At 69.5% G+C, this 18,883-nt stretch carries 18 protein-coding genes and 1 pseudogene; 11 read left to right on the top strand and 8 right to left on the bottom strand.

What is annotated here, in order from left to right; all coding sequences use genetic code 11:
* Positions 1-783 precede the first annotated feature (783 nt).
* Positions 784-1,875, top strand: coding sequence for an MFS transporter (locus ABZV91_RS06860; protein ID WP_355236557.1), 1,092 nt, complete (start codon positions 784-786; stop codon positions 1,873-1,875).
* Here the strand turns inward: ABZV91_RS06860 and ABZV91_RS06855 are convergent.
* Together ABZV91_RS06855 and ABZV91_RS06850 are read right to left on the bottom strand one after the other, a co-directional pair.
* A complete protein-coding gene (locus ABZV91_RS06855; RefSeq protein WP_355236555.1) occupies positions 1,816-2,475 on the bottom strand; it encodes a response regulator transcription factor in 660 nt (219 codons plus the stop codon). The genes ABZV91_RS06860 and ABZV91_RS06855 overlap by 60 nt on opposite strands.
* On the bottom strand, positions 2,472-3,485 hold the full coding sequence (locus tag ABZV91_RS06850; RefSeq protein WP_355236552.1) for a histidine kinase: 1,014 nt from the start codon (positions 3,483-3,485) through the stop codon (positions 2,472-2,474). Before ABZV91_RS06850 ends, ABZV91_RS06855 begins: the two co-directional genes overlap by 4 nt.
* A 175-nt stretch (positions 3,486-3,660) precedes the next feature.
* On the opposite strand from ABZV91_RS06850, the gene ABZV91_RS06845 reads away from it, so the two are divergent.
* The 3 genes from ABZV91_RS06845 to ABZV91_RS06835 are packed head-to-tail and all read left to right on the top strand — an operon-like array spanning position 3,661 to position 5,741.
* A complete protein-coding gene (locus ABZV91_RS06845) occupies positions 3,661-3,936 on the top strand; it encodes a hypothetical protein (RefSeq protein ID WP_355236550.1) in 276 nt (91 codons plus the stop codon).
* Complete coding sequence (locus ABZV91_RS06840; protein WP_355236547.1) at positions 3,933-4,430, top strand: CBS domain-containing protein; 498 nt, start codon at positions 3,933-3,935, stop codon at positions 4,428-4,430. Before ABZV91_RS06845 ends, ABZV91_RS06840 begins: the two co-directional genes overlap by 4 nt.
* Before the next feature lie 27 nt (positions 4,431-4,457).
* Positions 4,458-5,741, top strand: coding sequence for an ArsB/NhaD family transporter (locus ABZV91_RS06835; protein ID WP_355236545.1), 1,284 nt, complete (start codon positions 4,458-4,460; stop codon positions 5,739-5,741).
* 64 nt (positions 5,742-5,805) lie between these two features.
* On the opposite strand, the pseudogene ABZV91_RS06830 reads toward ABZV91_RS06835, so the two are convergent.
* Positions 5,806-7,157: pseudogene (locus ABZV91_RS06830) on the bottom strand (NtaA/DmoA family FMN-dependent monooxygenase).
* Positions 7,158-7,564: 407 nt separating this feature from the next.
* Positions 7,565-8,989 (bottom strand): WGR domain-containing protein, encoded by a 1,425-nt coding sequence (locus ABZV91_RS06825; RefSeq protein WP_355236542.1) that lies wholly within the window; start codon positions 8,987-8,989, stop codon positions 7,565-7,567.
* A 200-nt stretch (positions 8,990-9,189) separates the two neighbouring features.
* Between ABZV91_RS06825 and ABZV91_RS06820 the strand changes: the two genes are divergently transcribed.
* The 7 genes from ABZV91_RS06820 (at position 9,190) to ABZV91_RS06790 (ending at position 15,567) form a co-directional block, all read left to right on the top strand.
* Positions 9,190-10,521: a TIGR03564 family F420-dependent LLM class oxidoreductase gene (locus ABZV91_RS06820; protein ID WP_355236539.1), complete on the top strand. Its 1,332-nt coding sequence runs from the start codon at positions 9,190-9,192 to the stop codon at positions 10,519-10,521.
* A gap of 247 nt (positions 10,522-10,768) precedes the next feature.
* The gene (locus ABZV91_RS06815; protein ID WP_355236587.1) at positions 10,769-11,566 is read left to right on the top strand and encodes an ABC transporter permease; all 798 of its coding nucleotides are present in this window, start codon (positions 10,769-10,771) and stop codon (positions 11,564-11,566) included.
* Entirely contained in the window at positions 11,563-12,624 is a 1,062-nt protein-coding gene (locus ABZV91_RS06810) for a glycine betaine ABC transporter substrate-binding protein (RefSeq protein WP_355236536.1), read from the top strand. The genes ABZV91_RS06815 and ABZV91_RS06810 overlap by 4 nt, the downstream gene beginning before the upstream one ends.
* Positions 12,625-12,662: 38 nt before the next feature.
* Complete coding sequence (locus ABZV91_RS06805; RefSeq protein ID WP_355236584.1) at positions 12,663-13,415, top strand: ABC transporter ATP-binding protein; 753 nt, start codon at positions 12,663-12,665, stop codon at positions 13,413-13,415.
* A gap of 107 nt (positions 13,416-13,522) precedes the next feature.
* Positions 13,523-13,918, top strand: a complete 396-nt coding sequence (locus tag ABZV91_RS06800) for a nitroreductase family deazaflavin-dependent oxidoreductase (RefSeq protein WP_355236533.1) — start codon at positions 13,523-13,525, stop codon at positions 13,916-13,918.
* 77 nt (positions 13,919-13,995) lie between these two features.
* Complete coding sequence (gene pip, locus ABZV91_RS06795; protein WP_355236531.1) at positions 13,996-14,967, top strand: prolyl aminopeptidase; 972 nt, start codon at positions 13,996-13,998, stop codon at positions 14,965-14,967.
* 159 nt (positions 14,968-15,126) lie between these two features.
* Complete coding sequence (locus ABZV91_RS06790; RefSeq protein WP_355236528.1) at positions 15,127-15,567, top strand: nuclear transport factor 2 family protein; 441 nt, start codon at positions 15,127-15,129, stop codon at positions 15,565-15,567.
* A gap of 200 nt (positions 15,568-15,767) precedes the next feature.
* On the opposite strand, the gene ABZV91_RS06785 is transcribed toward ABZV91_RS06790, so the two are convergent.
* The 4 genes from ABZV91_RS06785 to ABZV91_RS06770 form a co-directional block, all read right to left on the bottom strand.
* The gene (locus tag ABZV91_RS06785; RefSeq protein WP_355236526.1) at positions 15,768-15,899 is read right to left on the bottom strand and encodes a hypothetical protein; all 132 of its coding nucleotides are present in this window, start codon (positions 15,897-15,899) and stop codon (positions 15,768-15,770) included.
* Positions 15,900-15,926: 27 nt separating this feature from the next.
* Positions 15,927-17,087, bottom strand: coding sequence for an alkane 1-monooxygenase (locus ABZV91_RS06780; protein WP_355236523.1), 1,161 nt, complete (start codon positions 17,085-17,087; stop codon positions 15,927-15,929).
* 237 nt (positions 17,088-17,324) lie between these two features.
* A complete protein-coding gene (locus ABZV91_RS06775; protein ID WP_355236521.1) occupies positions 17,325-18,614 on the bottom strand; it encodes a lipase family protein in 1,290 nt (429 codons plus the stop codon).
* 9 nt (positions 18,615-18,623) lie between these two features.
* Positions 18,624-18,794: a hypothetical protein gene (locus ABZV91_RS06770; RefSeq protein WP_355236518.1), complete on the bottom strand. Its 171-nt coding sequence runs from the start codon at positions 18,792-18,794 to the stop codon at positions 18,624-18,626.
* Between the last annotated feature and the right edge of the window lie 89 nt (positions 18,795-18,883).

Here is an 18,883-nt window from a genome sequence, read left to right as displayed (position 1 = left end):
TTCCCGCAACCTGCCGATTTCCGGTAACCGGCCCTTCGCTTGAAAGACACCGGCACGCAACGTAACAGAATTTGCGGCGGCGCTCCCACCGCGTTCCACCACGAACCCCGCACGCGCCACGCCGGCACCCGCAGCAGCCCCGGGCCGCACACCCGGTCGCCACACCCCCGGCCCCCGGGCCGTCGTCACCACCACCGGACCCGACCGGCCGATGGAATCCGTCACCTCGACCTCACGCTCGAAATCTCCACATCGCACACATCTGAAAACCGACCGATCAACACGGTCCAAGACGAGTGTGGCAGAGTGCGCGCGGATTCGCAGCTCATACCCCCACAATAGGCCTCCGCACCCCACGGAGTGTGACTCGAAAACCGCGGCGACCTGGTCTTTTTCGCCGGTCGGCGCAGCCGCCGACCGCGGCCCACCGCGGCCCGCCCGAGCGGCCGGCACCGGCGCTCGCACCCGAGTCCACCCGGTGACCGGAAACCGCCGCGGGCACAACCACTCGCGCACGCGACATTTCACCGGCCCAGCGTCCGACTCGCCTCGGCACAGCCGTCCACCGGGCGGCACGGAAGGAAAGATCCGGGCGCCGCGTCCGATTCACCGCGGGGGCCACGGCCGTCCCATTCGCCATACGGCTCCTTCGGCGACTCGGCTCCCCGAGCGCCACCAAAGGGCAATTTCGTTCAGCGTATAATCATCCCCACCATTGGCGATACCCCCGAGCCGTGGACCGTGCCCCGCTCGCGGTACGGCACCATCGGACGATGCGAACCGGTGCCCGCCGGCCTGATTCCCCGCCGAGTCCGGCCGGATACCGCCGAGCGGCTTCCGCCCGACTTCTACCGGCTCCGGGGCGCGTTCACCGCCGGCCGACTGGGCAGCGCCCTCGGCGCCGGCGCGCTGCCGCTGGTGGCGATAGTGCTGGTCGGCGCCTCCGATCTCCCGGTCTCACTGATGGTCGCGGGCGCCGGGGTCGCGGCGGCCGTGATCGCTCTTCCGCTCGGTTCAAAGCTCTCCACGCTGGGCGGGCCGGTCGGCGGACTGCTCGTCGCGGTATCCGGGACGACGACCACACTGATCATCGATTCGCTCGGACACCTGGTGTCGGCACTGGGTATCCGCCGGATCCGCACGCCCGAAACGCCACCCGCGCACCGGAACAGCGACCGCGGTACCGCGCAGGGGATCGAAGCGGGCTGGACCTACCTCTTCGCGCACCCGACCCTGCACCGGCTGTTCTGGAACGCCACGCTCTGCGGCGGTTCGCTGGTGCTCATCTCACCGTTGCCGGCGCTGCTCGTACTCCGCGAACTGGGTTTCCCGCCATGGCAGTACGGGCTGGTCCTCGGCCTGCCGGGGCTCGGCGGACTGCTGGGATCCTGGTGCGCCCCGCGGCTGGTCGCCCGGTTCGGCGAACACACCGTCCTGCTCGGAGCGGGCACGCTGCGCACCTGCTGGCCCGGGCTGATCGTGCTCGCCGGGCCCGGACCGCTCGGGCTCACTGTCCTCCTGGTCGCCGAAACACTGCTGCTCCTCTGCGCCGGCGTGTTCAACCCGGTGTTCGCCGCCTATCGCACGAACCACACCGCCGACGACCATATGGTGCGTGTCGGCACCGCCTGGTCGATCAGCGCGAAATGCGTCCAGCCCGCGTTCATCGCTCTCGGCGGTGTTCTCGCGGCCGCGCTCGGCGTGCGCGCGGCGATCGCCCTGGCGGCGTTGGCGCTACCGGCCAGCGCCGCCCCGCTGCCCTGGGGCGGCGGGCACGGAGACCCGCGACCGGGTCCGGACACCGGCGGGAATCGATCAGGGCTCGATGAGTCCGGCGCGGATGGCGTAACGGGTCAGCGCCAGCCGATCACGTAACCCGAGCTTCTGCAGGATATTGGCCCGATGCCGGTCCACGGTCTTCACACTGATGACCAGGTCGCCGGCTATCTCGCGCGACGAATACCCCTCCGCGACCAATTTCACGATCTCCTCCTCGCGCGGCGTGAGCAGGCTGCGCGGCAGGGGCTCGTCGCGGTCGGCGTGCTGCAACCAGTCGCGGATCAGGGAATTCACCGCGCCGGGATACAGATAGGACTCGCCGCGCAGGGTCGCCCGGCATGCCTCGAGCAGATCGCGGTCGGCCACGGATTTCAGCACATAGCCGGAGGCGCCGACCCGCAGCGATTCGAAGAAGTACTGTTCGCTGTCGTACATCGAGAGCATGAGGATCCGCACCTGCGGGGCGTCCCGGTGGATCTCGCGGGCGGCCTGGATCCCGGTCATCCGCGGCATGGCGATATCCAGGATCGCGAGGTCGACGGGGATGTGACCGATCTGCTGTACCGCCTCGTGACCGTTGGCGGCCTCGGCGACGACGGTGAGGTCGGGTTCGGCGTCCAGGATCAATCGCAGGCCGGAGCGGACGAGCGCGTGATCGTCGGCGAGCAGGACGCGGGCCACGGCCGGGTTCGTCACGGTGTGCTCCTTTCGCCTCGATGGGGGATACGCAGGCAGATCTCGGTGCCGTCCCCGGGCGGCGATTCGATCGTCAGGGTGGCGTTCACCAGCAGTGCGCGTTCGCGCATCCCACGGATACCGGAGCCGTCCCCGGCCACCCCGCCGTGTCCGTCGTCGGTGACCCGCAACACCAGCGAATCACCGTGCACCCGCAGACTCAGCCCGACCCGGTGGGCGCCGGCGTGCCGGGCGATATTGGTCAGGCTCTCCTGGGCGACCCGATAGCAGACGAGTTCGATATCTGGATCCAGCCGCGGCAGTTTCCGGTCGACGTCGCGGGTCACACCGATACCGGCCGTCGAGCTGAACTCGCTGCACAGCGCACTCAACGCGCTGGACAGACCGAGATCGTCGAGTACATCGGGCCGCAGCCGCCGCGCGATTCCCCGCACCTCGTCCAGGCAGGCGCGCACGGTCTCCTGGGCACCGTGCAGGACATCGACGACATCGGTGGGGGCGCGGTCGGCGGCCCGCTTCATCGACAGCAATGCCACGGTGAGACTCTGGCCGATCTCGTCGTGCAGTTCCCGCGCGATCCGCCGGCGCTCACCCTCCTGGGCGGCCAGGGCGGACGCGCTGGCCGCCGCCCGTTCGGATTCGAGCCGGTCGACCATCGCGTTGAACGAGTCGATCACCCGGGACAGGTCGCCGTTGCCGCGCTCGTCGAGCCGGCCGCTGCGCCGCAGCGGGTCCACCCGGCGCATGGAGACGACGAGCTGATCCAGCGGAGCCAGACTGGACCGCAGCAGGAAGGCATTGGCCGCCAGGATCACCACCAGCCCCACCGCCAGCACCGGTATCTCGGTCAGCCGCACCCGAGACGAGACGGTCGCCGGCGAGACCGCCAGCACCAGGGTGCCGAGCGTGAAGACCAATCCGTTGATGAGGAAGATTCGCCGGAACAGCGCGTCGACCGGGGTCCGGGTATGCCGCCGGAACAGGCCGTTTCCAGTATCCGGACGGTCCATGACCTCAGTGTGGCCGTCGGCGTCCGGGCTGTCCATGGGGCGTGACACCCATCTTCGGGACACGTCGCTACACGACCCCGGCCACCGGAGATGGGTAGCGGCACCGATGGCCGTCGATACCGCCGCGCGCCGAGACTGGAACCCGGGAAAACCGGCTGCGGGAGGAGCGTTCGACGTGGACATCGACCGCGGCACCGTACCGGGCCAGGGCACCGTGCACCACCTGCTGACCCGCAGCGGTGATCGCTTCGCCCTGGTCACCGGCACCGAAGGCGACAAACACCTGCACGTCTACCACACCGCCCGCGACGAACCCGTCCACACCGTCGCACTGGGCCCGGACGAAGCCGATCAGCTCGCCGAACTGCTGCACAGCACACCCCTGCCCGACCGGGTGGCCCGGCTGGAACGGCTGATGGACCAGTTCACCGGCGACAGGTTCCGGCCATGACAACCCTCTCCCCGCACGCGCGACGGGACCATCCGATGCAAGCACACGAGATCGCGGTCGGGCTGCCGACCGTTCGCACCGGCGACCCTGTCGCCAAGGCCATGCGGTTGATGGTGGTCAACCGGCTACCCGGCCTCATCGTGGTCGACGAGGCCGGCCGGCCCGTCGCCGTCCTGCCCGGCACCCAGGTGCTGCGACTGGCCATCCCCAGCTCCTATCAGGACGATCCCGCGCTGGCGCGCACCATCGACGAACTACACGCCGAATTGTTCTGGCGCGAACCCGGCGATCTCACGGTGGGCGACTGTCTGCCCGAGCACGCGCCGCGCCCGGCCGTGGTGCACCGCGACGCCACCCTGCTGGAGATCGCCGCCCTCATGGCGCAGCGGCACAGCCCACTGGTCGCGGTGGTGGATCGGAACCGGACCCTGGTCGGCGGCATCACCCTCGAACGACTACTGGTCAGCCTGGCCGTCGCCGGGCCCGACGACTGAGCCACCGGGCCGAGGGGAGGTGCGCCGATGAACCAGATCCTGGCGGTCGTCGTATTCGTCGGGGCGTTCTGGTTCATCGCCACCGAACGCGCGGACAAGGTGAAGGTCGTCCTGGTGGCGTCCGGGATGATGACCGTTCTCGGTCTCGTGCCCGGCGAGGAGGTCTTCTACAACGCGCACGTCGGCATCGACTGGAACGTGATCTTCCTGCTGCTCGGCATGATGATCATCGTCGGCGTCATCAAGCAGACGGGCCTGTTCGACTTCCTCGCCATCTGGGCCGCGAAACGATCTCACGGCAGCCCGTTCCGGCTGATGGTGATGCTGATGATCATCACCGCGGTCGCTTCGCCGCTGCTCGACAATGTCACCATCATCATGCTCGTCGCACCGGTCACCATCGTGGTGTGCGGGCGGCTGGGGTTCGCCGCGCAGCCGTTTCTCATCGCCGAGGTGCTCGCCGCCAACATCGGTGGCGCGGCCACTCTGGTCGGCGATCCGCCCAATATCATCATCGGCAGCCGGGCGGGTCTGACATTCAACGACTTCCTGCTGCACATGGCCCCGGCCGTGGCGGTGATCTTCGCGCTGTTCGTCCTGTTCACCCGCTGGCTGTTCCGCAAGCATCTGCGCGAACGTTCCGAACACATCGAGACGGTGGCGGCCCTGCAGGAACGCCGGGCCATCACCGACCCGCGCCTGCTCACCCGCGCCCTGCTCGTACTGGCCGGGGTCGTGGTGGGTTTCGGCCTGCATTCGATGCTGCACGTGGCGCCGTCCATCATCGCGCTGCTCGGCGCGGGCGCCATGGTTCTGATCTCCCGGCTCGATCTCGGTGACATCCTGCGCGAGGTGGAATGGGGCACCCTGGTGTTCTTCATGGGCCTGTTCGTGATGGTCGCCGGTCTGGTGCACACCGGTGTGATCGAGTTCCTCGGTGACGCGGCCGTCGCGGCGTTCGGCGACAATCCGCTGTTCGCTTCGGCAGTCCTGGTCTTCGGTTCCGCCGTCGTGGCCGCGTTCATCGACAACATCCCCTATACGACCACCATGGCCCCGGTGGTCGAGGGGCTGGTCGAACAGACTCCCGATCACGGGCAGAGCGGCGCGCTGTGGTGGGCGTTCGCCTTCGGCGCGGATTTCAGCGGGAACGGCACCGCGGTCGCCGCGAGCGCCAATGTGGTGGCACTCGATATCGCGCGCCGGGCCGGGCACCGGATCACCTTCTGGCAGTTCACCAGGTACGGCATCGTGGTCACGGCACTCAGCTGCGTGCTGGCCTGGGCCTATGTGGCCGTCCGGTACTTCTGAGCGGTCGGAGCCCGGCCCCGGATCACGGTCGGCGCGACGTTACCCCCGCGGCCTCGTCCGGCGGCTATACCGCCACGCGCTCGGTATCGGCCGCGGGGAGCGGCGGCAGTTCCAGGTTCTCCCGGAAGGTGGCACCGAGATAGTCGGCGCCGACGATATCGCGGCGGCGCAGCTCGGGCAGCAGGCCGTTGATGACGAAATCCCGGGTGCGGGGATCGTCCAGGCCGCCCAGCGAGATGATGTCGAGAACTCCGGCGCGATAACGCTCTTCGATGGCATCGGCCAACTGCTCCGGCGTCCCCGCCGCCGACCAGTGGCCGGTGTGCCGCGCGTCCAGGATCAACTCCCGCAGGGTGCGCCCGGAACCGGCGAGGCGCGCGAAGATCTCCACCCGCCCGCGTCGGCGGTGCACCGAATCCACCGTGGGAAGAACGCTTTCCGGCAGCGGCCGATCCAAGGGCAGATCGGAGAGGTCGACCCCGCCGCCGAGCATATCCGCGAGCAGCCGGCGGCCGGCCTCGAGATCGAAGGACTCCTCCTGCTCCCGGACCAGCCGCGCGGCCTCGGCCTCGGTCGCGCCGTAGGTGGCGTGGAAGGAGCTGAAGATATACGGCAGCCCCGCCGGCCGGCCCAGGTCCCGGGCGCGGCCCCGGATCTTGTCCGTGTACGCGCGGGCGTCGTCGAGTGTGGTGAGCGAGGTGAACACGGCTTCGGCGAAACGGGCGCCGAGTTCGATCCCGCCCGCCGACTGACCGGCCTGGAACTGCACCGGGCGTCGCTGCGGCAGCGGCGGGATGTTCAGCGGACCGCGCACGGTGAAATGCTCACCCCGGTAGTCGATCGGGCGCACGCGGGCCGGATCGAGTACGGCGCCCCGCGGCCGTCCGGGGTGAGGGCGCCCGGGCCCCACGAGTCGAAGAGGGCGTGCACCACCTCCAGCGATTCCGCGGCCCGCGCGTAACGCTGTTCCGGCCCGGGCAATTCCTCGTCGCTGGAGTTCTCCTCGCCCAGCGAGGAGGTCACGGCGTTCCAGCCGGACCTGCCGTTGCTCACATGATCGAGGGTGCCGAAGAGCCGGGCCAGATTGTAGGGGTGGTGGAAGGTGGTCGTGACCGTGGCGATCAGGCCGATATGCCTGGTCACCGAGCTCGATGCCGAAAGCTGGATCAGCGGCTCCTGCGCGCCGATCGCCCCCTGCGCGCCGAAGCTGAGCAGATCGGCGGCGAAGAGCGCGTCGAACCTGTGCTCCTCGGCGACCTTCGCGACGGCGATCGCGGTGTCGAGCGTCGACCGTCCCGGATCCACCGCCGCCGCGTAGATATCGGTACCGCCGCTGACTCCGGTGACCGTTTTGAGATGCCGTCGAGCTCTGCTACGCGATACCACCTGCCGACGATAAGGCGGTGGTCGGACCATCGGGCAGCATTGCGCTCAGCGTGATTCCGAGCGCTCGCGCACCGCCCCGCCGGGCCGCTCCGTAATCCCCCTTCGGAACACGGAACGGCCCTGCCGCAGATGCGCTGCGGCGAACAGACGCAACCGCGGCGGGAAGAGATCGGCGTCGTCGCACAGGCGGCCGCCCGAGTCCAGCTCCAGCGTCGCGGCCGGCCCCACCGCGACCAGACGGTGCCGTGAAGGGCGTCACCGCCGACACCACGCCGTCCACCCCGCGGAGCAGCGCCGCCCACTCCGCCGAAAACGGGCGTCCCCCGCGACCACGCGCGGGTCCGTGGGCAGATCCGGGTGCCGACCGGGTTCGCGCACCCCCGGTGACCTCGTATCCGTCCCGCAGCAACGCGGCGGCGACGGTCCGGCCGACCCGATCAGGTCAGCCGGCGGATGTCCCCGCGCACCCGGTAGAAGCCGCCGCGGGCCGACTCGGCCACCCCGTCCACCACGTAGCGGGTACCGGCCTGCCGGATATCTCTGGGGAACTGGACATTCCATTCCCGCCGGTAGCCCGGCGAGACGATATGGACCCGCAGCCGCCCGCCCACATCGATACATTCGACGACCACACCACCCCCGGCATCGGTGACCACCTCGACGGTGCTGCTGGGCACCACGGCCGCCAGCGGCGGCGCCTTCACCGAGACGGTCGGCGGCAGCACCCCCTGCTCGGCGTCGCCGACCGCGGTCTCGCTCACATCGAGGCAGGCCAGGGTGCCCGCGGTGGTGACCAGGTACAGCCGGTCGTCGTGGTACTGCATCGAATACGCCGACCCGCAGCCGGTGCCGAGTTTCCAGAGCCGGCGGCCGTCGGCGTCGAAGCAGTACACCGAGGAGTAGTTGTCACCGGCGAAGACGTAGCGCCCGTCCGGCGAGGCCGCGCACGAGTACACCGCGGCATCGCACTGGAACGCCCGGTCCGCCCGGCCGTCCTTGTCCAGCATGCGCACCTGGTTGCGCGCGGTACCGGCGTACACCGCGTCGGCCTCCTGCCAGCCGAACAGCACCGCACCGCCGGTGCCGCGGCGCCACCGGTGGTCACCGGAGCCCAGATCGTATTTGGTGACCCCGCCCGAATGTCCGTGGTACACCCCGTCCGCGTCGATTCGCACCATCCAGCCGGAATCGCCCTCGCTGCGCCGCGACCACAGCGATTCCTCCTCGTGGTCGATCACGGTGAGGCCGCCCTGCACATCGGAGACACCGAGGATGCCGTCGTGGATATCGAGCCAGTAGATATCCACGTCGGCGGCGATATCGTAGGCCGCCCGCGGCACCTTGCCGGACAGATCGTAGACACGGCCGTCGTCACAGCCCGCGTAGATCCAGAAATCGTCGGCGACAATACATTTGACCGAGTCGGGCAGCCGGAAGCGACCGGTCACCTCGCCCGTCGGGGTGAGCGTGAAGACGTCGCCGTTCTCGTTGCCCACCCAGCAGCGCTCGGAGTCGATGAAGATACCGAACGCCGCGGCACCCGAATCGAAGGTCCACAGCACCGGCGCGGTCCGGGCGGTGGAACGCCCGCTGGTGATCGCGCGGCGGGTGACCGGCCGCGCCGCCCGGGCGCCCGGGACCGCGGGGGCATAGCCCTTGCGGACCTTCTCGCCGATCTTCTTCTGCGCCGCCGCCTGCGCCTTCTGCGCGTCGGCGAAGGAGCTGACCTTGCTCTGCCCGTGGTCGCCGATCCGGCCGTACCGGATCGTCACCCGGGTACCGTCCACAGCGACCTCGTAGAACTTGTGCGCCGATCCTCCTTCCTCCGACAGTTCGAGATAGGTCGTAGTTGCCGTGGTCATACTGGTCCCGCTCGTCGTCGTTGCGCTTCGACGCGAAAAGTAGCAACCGGCACCGACATCCGGAACACCCTCGCATCCGGCAGCGCGGACCCCGCGGGCACCGGGTCCCGGTCACCCGGCAGAGACAGTGCTCACACCGCGTCACGCGCCCCGGCCCGGTCTCGTCCCAGTGGTAGGAGCCCTCAGAGAACGGAGCCACCATGCCTCGACAGCGCGCCCATGTCCTCGTGATCGGCGGCGGATACGCCGGAACCCTGGCCGCCAACCGGCTGCGCCGGCGCCCGGACCTCGGGATCACGCTGGTGAATCCGCGGCCGGAGTTCGTCGAACGGATCCGATTGCACCAGTTCGCCGCCGATACGGGTCCGGCGACCGTCGGCTACGACGCACTGCTCGGCAGCGGAATCGATCTACTGGTCGACACCGCGACACGGATCGACACCGGCACCCGGACGGTCCACACGGCCGGCGGCGACGAATTGACCTACGACTACCTCGTCTACGCCGTCGGCAGCACCGCGACGCCGGGCTCGGCGGTACCCGGCGCGGCCGAATTCGCCTTGTCCCCGTCCGAACTCGGACCGGCGCGGCGCCTGCGCGCGGCACTGGCCGGGTCGGCCGCCCACGCCCCGGTCACGGTCGTCGGCGCGGGGCTGACCGGGTTGGAGACCGCCGGCGAACTCGCCGAACAAGGCCGGACGGTGCGGTTGATCTGCGGCGGTGTACTCGGCCCCGCGCTCAGCGCATCGGGGCGGCGCGCGGTGCGCACCCGGCTACGGCGGCTGGGGGGGGTGGTGCCGATCAACCCGCGCCATCCGCTCGTGGTCGCGAGCCAGGCGCAGACCGCCCATGCCGCCAGCCACCGCCGTTTCACTCTCGGTCTCGGCCTCGGCGCGCGCGACCTGGAAGAACCCGCCTTCGGTATCCGCACCGAGCGGCCGATCCGGCGGCTGCGCGAGTATCTCACCGTCCTACGCTCCGTACTCACCACGGGAACGGTCGATTTCACCGGAGAGACGGTCTCCGCGGCCCCGCCGCTCCCGGCGGCGGTGGCCGGCGGGGACAGGCCCGATATCGTCGTCGCGGCCATGGGCCCGCAGGCGGTGGCCGTCGCGGGCGAACTCGCCGACGGGATCGTGCCGTTCCTGGCCGGTCCACGCACCCTCGGCGGCGATATCGTGCCGCGGGCGGAAGGCGCCGCCCGGGCCGCGGGCCGGCCGGGGCCGCGGGTGATCGCGGGGGTCGCGGTGGTGGTGACCGACCGTCCCGAGCGGGTCCGGACCCGGGCGGGCGAACAGATGGCCTTCTACGACCGCATCCCGTCCTATCGCAGGGTCCTGGAACGCGAGGGTGTCGCCACCGCCGCGGAGCTGGCCGTGATCGGCACCGCGGCCGAGGTCGAAGCGCAACTGCGCCGCTATGCGGAAGCGGGCGCGACCGAACTGCTCGTCACCCAGACCGACCTCGGCGGCCCCGAGGACGAACTGGCGACCTGGCGCTTCCTCGGCGCACTCGGCGGCGTTCCGGTCTGATCCGGGCGCCCGGTTTCGCTCACGGCGCGCGCAACCCTGCCGGTTCCCGCCCGCGCCCGGTACCGTCCCACCCCGCCGGTCGCCGACGACCGGTTCAGCGGCCCTGGTCGGGCGGAAGTGTGGAGTGTGCGGTGACCGACGTGGGGCGAATATTCAGGGGTGCGCGGTGACCGCGACCGAGATCACGACGGACATCGCCGCCGCGCCGGCGGCGCCCGTCGCCCGCCGCGACGGTTACCGGCGGCTGATCCGGCCGGTGGCGACCCGGCTCGCCGCCCTCGTCCTGGTACTGGCGCTCTGGGTGCTGGTCACCGCCGCCGGCCTGGTCGACCCGCTGTATCTGCCGCCACCCGGCGCGGTCTGGGACGCTTTCGTCCGCGCCGGTACTCGGCATCCGATCGCGCCGGGTGTCGACCGGATGGTGATCGGGGAACAGAACTACTACCTGTGGGAACATCTGCTCGCCAGTCTCCAGCGGATCGGCGCCGGGGTCGGGCTGGCAGTCGTGGCCGGGCCGCTCACCGGGTTCGTCATGGGCATGTCGACCCCGGTCCGGCTGATCACCGAGCCGATCCTGAACTTCCTGCGGGCACTGCCCCCGCTGGGCTACATCGGATTGCTGATCGTCTGGTTCGGTATCGGGGACGTCTCCAAGATCTGGTTGCTCTTCCTGGCCGCGTTCCCGCCCATCGCCATCGCGACCTTGACCGGCGTCACCGGCGTCAAACAGGACTACCTGCACGCCGCCCGCTCACTGGGCGCAGGCCGGCGCCAGGTGATCGTCCGCGTCGTCCTACCCGCCACCCTGCCCGAGGTCATCGGCGGTATCCGGCTCGCCACCGCGTTCGCCTGGACCACCGTGGTCGCCGCCGAGCTCAACAACGGCATTCCCGGGATCGGCGGGCTCGCCTACATCTCCGGCACACAGCTGGACACACCGCTCACCATCGCCTGCATCATCGTCATCGGTTGCGCGGCGCTGGGCCTCGATTCCCTCCTGAAACTGGCCGGCGATGTGGCGGTCCCCTGGAAAGGCAAGGTATGAAACGCACACTTCGGAGCGCCGCCGCGCTACTACTGGCCCTCGGCGTGGCCGCCACCGCCGGCTGTGTCGAATCCGGGCGTGGCGACAGCGGCGCCCAGGACAGCGCGGCGGCCTGCCCCTTCACCCCCGACACCGCTGTCACCGCGACCGCCCGCATCGGATACCAGGCGATCCCGAATGCCGACCTCTACGTCAAGGACCGCGGCCTGCTGGAGGCGTGCCTGCCGAACGCGACCGTCACCTGGAGCCAGTTCTCCTCCGGCGCCGATGTGGTGCAGGCATTCGGCGCGGGCAGTATCGATATCGGCACCCTCGGCTCCAGCCCGGCCACCAAAGCGGTCTCCGCGCCGCTGCACCTTCCGGTGCGGGTGCTGTGGATCCACGACGTGATCGGCGAATCGGAATCGCTGGTGGTCAAGGACAAGGCGGTCACCTCGCTCGCCGGTCTGCGCGGTAAGCGGGTCGCGACACCCTTCGGCAGTACCGCGCACTACAGCCTGCTCGCCGCACTCGGCAAGGCCGGACTGACCGGCCAGGTGAACCTGATCAATCTCCAACCCAACGCGATACCCGGCGCCTGGTCCGGCAACCAGATCGATGCGGCCTGGGTGTGGGATCCGACCCTGTCCGAACTCACCGAGGCCGGCGGCACCGTCCTCACCTCCAGCGCGGAGACCGCGGCCCAGGGCGCCCCGACGTTCGATGTCGCCGCGGCCACCACCGCCTTCCTCGACCGGAACGGCGCGTTCGCGGCGGTGTGGGCGAAAGTCCAGAACTACGCGATCGAGCAGGTGCGCGCCGACCCCGAGGAGGCCGCGGTCGCGATCGGCGCCCAGCTCGGTATCGCCCCGGGGCAGGCGCGCCCGCAGCTGGCCGGCTACACCTATCCGACCGCGGCCGAGCAGGCCGGGCCGGAATACCTGGGCGGCGCGTTCGCCGGTGCCCTGCACAACACCGCGGAATTCCTGCTGAGCCAAGGCGGGATCGAGGCGGTCGGCTCCGGGCAGGCCTACCGGGATGCCATCTACCCGGACGCCGCGCGGGCAGCGGCCCGGTGACCGCCGCCACCCACCGGGTGACCCTTTCCGGGGTGAGCATGAGCTACCCGGGTGGTGGAGGTGGATCCCCCACCCAGGTCCTCGCGCCGACCGATCTGACCGTCGAGGGCGGTGAGTTCGTCTGCGTGGTGGGCCCGTCCGGCTGCGGTAAGACCACCCTGCTGAACATCCTGGCCGGGTTCCTGACGCCCAGCGGCGGCACGGTCCGGGTCGGGGACCGGCCGGTCACCGGGCCGGGCCCCGAGCGCGGCGTCGTCTTCCAGCAGCCGAACCTCTACCCCTGGCTGTCGGTCCGGCGCAATGTCGAGTTCGGGCCCCGGGTGCGCGGGGTCGAGCGGGCCCGGCGGCGGGCCGAGGCCGACCGCCTGCTCACCCTCGTCGGCCTCGACCGGTTCGGTGATCGGCGGCCCTACGAACTGTCCGGCGGCCAGCAGCAGCGCGTCCAGATCGCCCGTGTCCTGATCAACGATCCGCGAATCATCCTGATGGACGAGCCCTTCGGCGCCCTCGACGCGCTCACCAGGGAAAAACTCCAGAGCGAACTGCTGGCGCTGTGGCGGGAACGCCGCAACACCGTTCTTTTCGTCACCCACAGCATCGACGAGGCGCTGCTGCTCGGGACCCGGGTCATCGTCATGGGAGCCCGGCCGGGCCGGATCATCTACGACGCACCGACCACATTCGGGCACGATCTCGGCGACGCCGGTTTCGCGGAGGTCCGCGCCGACCCCGGATTCATCGCCATGCGTGACGAACTGGCCCGGCACATCTATACCGCGCACGCCGCCTGAGCACTCGATCCCGACCCCTCCGGCCGGAACGCCGAGTTCGCCGGTATACCGGAAATTCCGCCCACGGAAGGATGTTCACCGGATCGCGCGGTCGTAGGCTCGGCGAGATGACGGGTACCGGCGCCGCGCTGCCACACTACTTTCCGAGATGGATCGACCGGTTCGGTGTGCGGTTCGTGAACCCGTGGATGCGGCGTATCGCCCCTTCCCTCCCGGGCTACGCCGTCATCGAGCACACCGGAAGGAACTCGGGAACCCGGTACGAAACACCGATCTGTATTTTCCGCAGGGGCAGCACCGTGGCCGTGGTGCTGCTCCACGGCGAGACCGACTGGGCGCGGAACGCGGTGGCGGCGGGGCATGCCCGGTTACGTTGTCGCGATGGAATACTCGGCGTGCGCGCGCCACGGGTGGTTCCGCCTCGCGCCGCCACGGCAGAGGTCGCGCGTCTCGCACGCCTGGGCAACCGGGTGGCCGGAATCATCGTGTTCGATATCGACTGATCCGCGGCTTCCGCTGCCGACGGCGGTAGCACCGGGCACCAACCGCGCGACGGCTCGCCGACCACTACCGTGGCCCTGTGACCGCTCCCGAGATCCCGCGACCGTTCCCCGCGATCGAACCCTACGGTTCGGGTCTGCTCGACGTGGGTGACGGCAACCGGATCTACTGGGAGACCAGCGGCAACCCGGAAGGTCGTCCCGCGCTGGTGGTGCACGGCGGGCCCGGCAGCGGCGGCGGGCGCGGCGCGGGCACCGGATTCGACCCGCAGGCCTTCCGGATCGTGCTGTTCGATCAGCGCGGCTGCGGCCGGAGCCTGCCGCACGCCGCCGACCCGGCGGTCGATATGCGGCACAACACCACCGAGCATCTGCTCGCGGACATGGAAGCGTTGCGCGAACATCTGGGTATCGACCGGTGGTTGCTCTACGGCGGCTCGTGGGGTTCGACGCTGATCCTCGCCTATGCCGAACGTCATCCCGGCCGGGTCACCGGAATCGTGCTGGCCGGCGTGACGACGACCCGCCCGCAGGAGATCGACTGGCTCTACCACGGCCTGCGACTGCTGTTGCCGGTCGAATGGGAGCGGTTCCGCGCCGGCGCCCCGGCCGGCGTCCGGGACACGGAGCTGGTGGAAGCGTATCGGCGACTGATGGAAGACCCGGACCCCGAGGTCCGCGCGCGGGCCGCCCAGCAGTGGTGCGCGTGGGAGGACGCCGTGATCGCGCACGAGAATCTCGGCACGCCGGGCCAGTACAGCGCGAAACCCGACGCGGCGCGGCTCGCCTTCGTCCGGATCTGCACCCACTATTTCGCCCACGCCGCCTGGCTCCCGGACGGCATCCTGCTGCGCGAGGCCCCTCGCCTCGCGGGCATCCCGGGTGTGCTCATCCACGGCCGTCTCGACCTGTCCGCACCACTGCGCACCGCGTGGGAACTGGCCCGTGCCTGGCCCGACGCCGAACTGCGGATCGTCGACGACTCCGGGCACACCGGCAGCCCCGCGCTGCGCGCCGCCGTCCTGGGCGCCATCGCCCGCTTCGCGCAGTGACCCGAGTACGGCACCCCGGGTGCGGTCGCACCACCACAGCAGGAAGTATCGGCGCTCCCGCACGACTCTCGACAACCGGCGGGCGGTATCCGGATCCCCGCAGAACGCCCTGTCCGATTGCCGCCGGTGGACGGTCCGCCTCACCCCGATAGTTGTTCCATGAGCGCAACTTCTGCACACTCGGCCCGGCACATCCTCGAGGGCATGTATCGGGCCGAAGCCGAGTATCTCGCGGCGGGCGGCCCGGGCCGCGCTTCGTTCACCACGCTCGCGCCGTTCTTCGCACCCGAGGTCGAACTCCACCAGGCCGACGGTCTCCCTTACGGCGGTGTCTGGCGCGGCCACGCGGGTATGGAGCGATTCTTCCTCGCCATGAGCGCCACCTGGGATCGCTTCGATATGGCCGAGCAGACGATCCTGTCCGAGTCGGACCCGCTCGTGGTGCTCACCCGGGTGCGCGCCCGGTCCCGCACCACCGGACGCGAACTGGATTTCCCCCTCCTGCAGACGATCACCGTGACCGACGGACTGATCACCGAAGTGCGCCCGTTCTACTGGGACACCGCGGCCGTCACGGCCGTGTGCGGAGCAACCTCCTGAGACCATCAGCGGTGCGGCAGGCTCGCGGAAACACCTCGAATGGAAACGATGACACGGGTTCGGAACCCACCGAGAGGGGCGCCGGAATTCAGTCCCGGCGAGACCTACCCCGCTCATACCGCAGGTTGTGCAGATTCGATCTCGCTCGGGTACTCCCGGCGTCGGCAGCCCGGCGGTACCAGGACTCGGCGTCGACGATCTCACCGCGCTCCGCGCAGGACTCCGAGGTTGTACATCGCCAGCGTGTCTCCGGCATCGATCGCCTTGGCGTACCAGGCCTCGGCTGCGGCGGATTCGTCTCGCTCCGCCAGCAGGATCCCGACGTTACGCATCGCGGCGCTGTCCCGTACACCGAGCTGTCACACCAGGACGTCGCCGGACTTCCCAGGGGCCTCTCTCCGGTAGCTTCGCGGTTTCCGGTTGACGAGCCCGAGGTCGCCGCGGTAATGGGCGAGGAGCCGGCGGTCCATGACCGCGCGCCACAGCGGTGGGACGGCGGCGAGCAGGACCATGGTGGCGTAACCGAACGGCAGTTGCGGGGCCTCGTCGGAACTGCGCAGCGTCTGGTAGCGGCGGCCGGGATTCGCGTGGTGGTCGCTGTGGCGCTGGAGGTGGAGCAGGAAGACGTTGGTGACCAGGCGGTCGCTGTTCCAACTGTGGCGGGGTGTGCACCGCTCGTAACGGCCGTCGGCACGGCGGGCTCGGAGCAGACCGTAGTGCTCCAGGTAGTTGACGGTCTCGAGCAGCGCGATGCCGATCACGGCCTGCAGCACCAGAAACGGAAGGACGACGGGGCCGAAGACGAGAACCATCGCGCCGAACAACACGACGCTCATGGACCACGCCTGCAGCAACTGATTGTCCCGGCTGAACCACTTGTTTCCTCTGCGGGACAGGCGTTCCCGTTCCAGGGCGAGGGCCGAACGGAAGCCGCCGGCCGCGCTGCGCGGTATGAACGCCCACAGCGGCTCGCCGAAGCGAGCGCTCGCCGGGTCCTCGGGGGTGGCGACGCGGACATGATGGCCACGATTGTGCTCGACGAAGAAGTGACCGTACCCGGATTGCGCCAACGCGATCTTCGCCAGCCAGCGTTCGACACGCTCTACCCGATGACCGAGCTCATGAGCGGCATTGATGCCGATTCCGGATACAATACCCAATGTTACGGTCAGTCCCAGTTTGTCGACGAGCCCCAGTTCGGAGCCGGACCACATGTATCCCGCGATGGCCAGACCGGCGAATTGCATCGGTAGGAAGAGAAACGTGCACCAGCGGTAATAGCGATCGTTGGACAGTGCCTCGTAGTCTTCGTCGCGCGGACTGACGCCGTCGCTGCCGACTGCGATGTCCAGCGCCGGGATCACCACGAAGACGAGAATCGGGCCGATCCACCAGAACAGCGTGAGCCCGGTCGAGTGCACCAGTTCCGCCGGTAGTAGCGCGCAACCGGGCGCCACGGTGCTCAGCGGCCAGAGATAGCGTTTGTGATCACGCGCGTCCGCGCGTCTGAGAGGTGTCATATCCGTCTCGCTCGTTCATCCGGCGCATTCGATCGGGTACGAATAACGGGGTATCGCTGAACCGCCGCACATATCGGTACGCCCGGCCGGATCGGTCCGGGGCGCAGACACCCCTGGACCGACCGTGGCCGGGAACAGTACCGAGATGCACGCGATCAGCCGAGGGCGCGTGACAGTGGCAGGCCTGCTGCCGGTCGGGTTATCGGAGTTCCGGAATGGGTGGTGTCTCCCCCGGAACTAGGGTAGGGCCGCGCAGTTCACGGGAGCCGGCATGCCGGCGAGTCGATCGGTCACCCACTGCTGCGAGGTCGTCAGCGACGGGAAGAACGCCACATCGTGGGTGCCCAGCAATCCGGCGGATATCGGGGGCAACCCGGCGTCGGATTCCAGCTGAACGGCCGCGCCGCCACCACACCAGCTCGCGGCCATCCCGTGCACGGCCGGGTACGGAGCTCCCTCGTCGTGCCTGGCCGAGTAGATGCGCACCGGTACCGCGGGGGCGCTTCCGCCGAGCCGCTGCTCGTCGAATGCCCGCTTCAGTTCCGGGGAGCCGTCGATCACGGCCGTGAGCGGCAGTCCGCTGGTGGTCCATTGCGTCGTGTTCTGCGGTTGCGCGAAGCTGCTGGAGAGGCCGCCGCATTTACCGATCGCCTCGTTCATGATCGCCTTGCCCGTGTTGTTGAGCGCGGCGTCGAGCACCGGACGGGTGTCGGGATAGTCGGCGGCGATACCGTTGACGATCCAGGCGATGGCCGTCGCGACACCGGGGCGGCCGTCGAAACGCGCGATGTAGTCCTGGGGGCTGACCAGAGGCCCGCCCACATAGGCGCCGCGCACGTTCAGGTCCGGGGCATACTTCGGTTGCAGCTCGGCCGCCGCCGCGGAGGCCATTCCACCCTGGGAGTAGCCGTACAGCAGGACCGGCGAGTTCGGACCGAGTCCGGTATCGGGCAGTCGCAACGCGGCACGCGCGGAGTCCAGTACCGCGTAGCCCTGCGTCTTGCGGTTGAGGAAGTTGTGGATACCCGGCGCGGCGAGGTCGTGATAGTCGGTGATCACCACTCCCATACCGCGAGCGAGCAGTTGATAGATCGCGATGACGTCGTATTCGAAGATCATGTCGGCCGGCGGCTGGAATCGGACCACCTGCGACACCATCGCCGAGGGCGCGCACTCGGGGCCCTGCCCCTGGGTGCCGCCCGCGTACGCCACCAGCGGGCGATCCCCCGGGCCGGTCCACGGCGCGAGCGGCTCCAGATAGGTGCCCACCACGGTGGTCGGCGCGTCATGGGTGTCGCTGCTGGCGTAGGTGAGGCGTGTCGACCTCGCCGGGACCGTTCCGGGTATTCCCGGGGCCGATGCCACGAGTTGCGACGCTTCGGCACGGAGAATGTCGCCCCCGGTGCCGTGGGACTGTAGCGGCGCCGGCTGCGTCCATACCGGTGGGGCGGCGGCCGCCCCGCCGCCGGCGGCGACGATGAGGGTTCCTGTCAACACTGCGACCCAGGCACGTTTTTCGCTCTTCATACCGATCCTTCATGCGTGTGGTTCATCCAGGGCAGTTGTCGAGCCGGAAGGCACGATCGCCGCAGACACAGCACGACACTGCTGGTCGGCGGACCAATAGCAGGAAACGGTGACGCTTCGATCCAACAGATCAAATCGAAAACTGCGAATATCTCCGGTCGAGCGCAGCAGCAGGAACACGAGCATTTCGTATTGCCGAGGCCATAGCTTAAGCCATGCGGCGGGCGCAGTCCCGGAAGCCGCCACCTCGATTCGGTACGAGTCGACCG

The organism is Nocardia sp. NPDC004568 (assembly GCF_040609955.1).
Classification (GTDB): domain Bacteria; phylum Actinomycetota; class Actinomycetes; order Mycobacteriales; family Mycobacteriaceae; genus Nocardia.
The sequence above is the reverse complement of the archived record's forward strand: the minus strand, read 5'-3'. Positions and strand labels throughout refer to the sequence as shown.